The sequence below is a fragment of the uncultured Methylibium sp. genome, from assembly GCF_902826655.1.
GTDB lineage: Bacteria > Pseudomonadota > Gammaproteobacteria > Burkholderiales > Burkholderiaceae_C > Methylibium.
Map to the genome: position 1 here is coordinate 1 of NZ_CADEFR010000124.1, position 2,966 is coordinate 2,966.

Annotated in this window: 5 protein-coding genes and 1 pseudogene; all 6 read right to left on the reverse strand. The window is 64.8% G+C overall.

Going from position 1 to position 2,966, the window contains the following annotated elements:
* Window positions 1–268, reverse strand: a pseudogene (rpsD, locus tag QZV97_RS20620) (30S ribosomal protein S4); the annotation flags it as partial.
* Window positions 269–462: 194 nt separating this feature from the next.
* A complete protein-coding gene (gene rpsK, locus QZV97_RS20625; RefSeq protein ID WP_295647262.1) occupies window positions 463–867 on the reverse strand; it encodes a 30S ribosomal protein S11 in 405 nt (134 codons plus the stop codon).
* Between the two features lie 45 nt (window positions 868–912).
* Window positions 913–1,278: a 30S ribosomal protein S13 gene (gene rpsM / locus QZV97_RS20630; protein ID WP_295647264.1), complete on the reverse strand. Its 366-nt coding sequence runs from the start codon at window positions 1,276–1,278 to the stop codon at window positions 913–915.
* Between the two features lie 37 nt (window positions 1,279–1,315).
* A complete protein-coding gene (rpmJ, locus tag QZV97_RS20635) occupies window positions 1,316–1,429 on the reverse strand; it encodes a 50S ribosomal protein L36 (RefSeq protein WP_009548427.1) in 114 nt (37 codons plus the stop codon).
* A 47-nt stretch (window positions 1,430–1,476) separates the two neighbouring features.
* Window positions 1,477–1,695: a translation initiation factor IF-1 gene (infA, locus tag QZV97_RS20640; RefSeq protein WP_009855680.1), complete on the reverse strand. Its 219-nt coding sequence runs from the start codon at window positions 1,693–1,695 to the stop codon at window positions 1,477–1,479.
* Between the two features lies 1 nt (window position 1,696).
* The coding region (gene secY / locus QZV97_RS20645; RefSeq protein WP_295647267.1) for a preprotein translocase subunit SecY at window positions 1,697–2,966 on the reverse strand (1,270 nt) is incomplete at its 5' end.

Consider the following 2,966-nt stretch of genomic DNA (forward strand, 5'->3'; position numbering starts at 1 on the left):
TCGCGCCGGTGTTGCCCTTGCGGCGCTCGGCCTCGGCGAAGTAGCGGCGGAACTGGCGCTCCAGCACGCCGTACATGCGCTTGACCTTCTGCTTCTCGCGCAGTTGCAGGCCGAAATCGCTGGTGCGCGAGCCGCTGGTGCGGCCATGCTGGCCGGGCTTGGATTCGAACTTCGACTTGTCGCTGATCGCGCGGCGGGCGCTCTTCAGGAACAGGTCGGTGCCTTCACGGCGGGCCAGCTTGGCCTTGGGACCGAGGTAACGTGCCACGTGGATTCCTTGTCAATCTGACGCAGCCATAGAGACGCTGCGCGAGTCCGGCGAGTGTTGTTGTGGGCGCTCGGACGGTGGGCTTGCGAAGCCTTGCGGCTTCAACGAAAAGCGCCGGCTGGCACTGACGTGCTCACCGGCTGCGGGAAAACGCGGATTGTAGCGCGGGAGCACCCGCGCTGCACCCGACAGGATCAGATCCGACGGCGCTTCTGGGGACGGCAGCCGTTGTGCGGCACCGGCGTCACGTCCGAGATCGAGACGATGCGGATGCCGAGCGCGGCCAGCGCACGGACCGACGACTCGCGACCGGGGCCCGGGCCCTTGATCTCGACCTCGAGGTTCTTGATGCCCTGGTCCTGCGCGGCGCGGCCGGCGACTTCAGCCGCCACCTGGGCGGCGAACGGCGTCGACTTGCGCGAGCCCTTGAAGCCCTGGCCGCCGCTCGACGCCCAGGCCAGGGCGTTGCCCTGACGATCGGTGATCGTGATGATCGTGTTGTTGAACGACGCATGCACATGCGCAACGCCGTCCGACACGTTCTTGCGGACCTTCTTGCGCACGCGCTGGGCGGCGGTATTGACAGGGGCTTTGGCCATGCTGTGCTCTCTTGAATCTGGGACGCGGGGGCGGCGGCGTGCTGCTTACTTCTTCAGCGCGGCGGCCGACTTGCGCGGGCCCTTGCGGGTGCGGGCGTTGGTGCGGGTGCGCTGGCCGCGCAGCGGCAGGCCGCGACGATGCCGGAAGCCACGGTAGCAACCCAGGTCCATCAGGCGCTTGATGTTGATCGTGGTCTCGCGGCGCAGGTCGCCTTCGATCGTGATGCGACCGATCTCCTCGCGGATCTTCTCGAGGTCGGTGTCGGTCAGATCCTTGATCTTCTTGTTGCGCTCGACGCCGCAGGCGTCGCAGATCTTCTGCGCCGTCGTGCGACCGATGCCATAGATCGCGGTCAGGCCGATCTCGGCATGCTTCTGCGGCGGAATGTTGATACCAGCGATACGTGCCATGGTGTTCCTCTAGCTCAATGCTTCGCGGGCGCCCAGGTCAGCCCTGGCGCTGCTTGTGACGCGGGTCGGTGCAGATCACGCGCACCACGCCCTTGCGGCGGATGATCTTGCAATTGCGGCACATCTTCTTGACCGATGCGGCGACCTTCATGATCTTCTCCTTGACCTCTTGCGCTCTTCCGGGTCTCTAGATTCCACTCACTTCGCCCGGAAGACGATGCGAGCACGACTCAAATCGTAGGGGGTCAGCTCCACGGTCACCTTGTCGCCCGGCAGGATGCGGATGTAGTGCATGCGCATCTTCCCCGAGATGTGACCGAGAACCACGTGCCCGTTCTCCAGCTTCACGCGGAAGGTGGCATTGGGCAGGTTCTCGAGGATCTCCCCCTGCATCTGGATGACGTCGTCCTTGGCCATCTCAGCTTGCCTTGAAGTTGGCCTTCTTCAGCAGCGACTCGTACTGCTGGGACATCACGTAGCTTTGCACCTGCGCCCAGAAGTCCATCGTCACGACGACGATGATCAGCAGCGAGGTCCCGCCAAAATAGAACGGCACGTTGTACTTGAGCACCAGGAACTCGGGCAGCAGGCACACGGCAGTGATGTAGACCGCACCACCCAGCGTCAGCCGGCCCAGGATGCGGTCGATGTGCTTCGCAGTCTGCTCGCCCGGCCGGATGCCCGGAATGAAGGCGCCGCTCTTCTTCAGGTTGTCGGCCGTCTCACGGCTGTTGAACACGAGCGCCGTGTAGAAGAAGCAGAAGAACACGATCGCGGCGGCGTAGAGCATCACGTAGATCGGCTGGCCCGGCGACAGCAGGGCGGCGATGTCCTTCAGCCAACGCAGGCCGTCGCCCGTGGCGAACCAGCTGACGATCGTGGCCGGCAACAGGATGATCGACGAAGCGAAGATCGGCGGGATCACGCCCGACATGTTGATCTTCAGCGGCAGGTGGGATGACTGGCCGCCATACACGCGGTTGCCCACCTGGCGCTTGGCGTAGTTCACCAGGATCTTGCGCTGGCCGCGCTCGACGAACACGACCAGGTAGGTCACGCCGATCACGATCGCGATGATGAACAGCGCCGCGATGATGCTCATCGCCCCCGTGCGAACCAGCTCGAACAGACCGCCGATCGCGCTCGGCAGGCCGGCCGCGATGCCCGCGAAGATGATGATCGAGATGCCGTTGCCCAGGCCGCGCTCGGTGATCTGCTCCCCCAGCCACATGAGGAACATCGTGCCGGCCACCAGGCTGACGACGGCGGTCAAGCGGAAGCCCATGCCCGGCGAATTGACCAGCCCGGCCGACCCTTCGAGCGCGATGGCGATGCCCAGCGACTGGAAGATCGCCAGGCCCAGCGTGCCGTAGCGCGTGTACTGGGTGATCTTGCGGCGACCGGCCTCGCCTTCCTTCTTGATCGCCTCGAGGCTCGGCACCACGTAGGTCATCAGCTGCATGATGATCGACGCCGAGATGTACGGCATGATCCCCAGCGCGAACACCGTGAACCGCGAGAGCGCACCGCCCGAGAACATGTTGAACAGGCTCAGGATGCCGCCCTGCTGGCCCTGGAACAACTGCTGCAGCTGCTCGGGATTGATCCCCGGCACCGGGATGTGCGCGCCGATGCGATAGACGACGAGCGCCAGCAACAAGAAGACGAGTCGGCGACGCAGGTCGCCG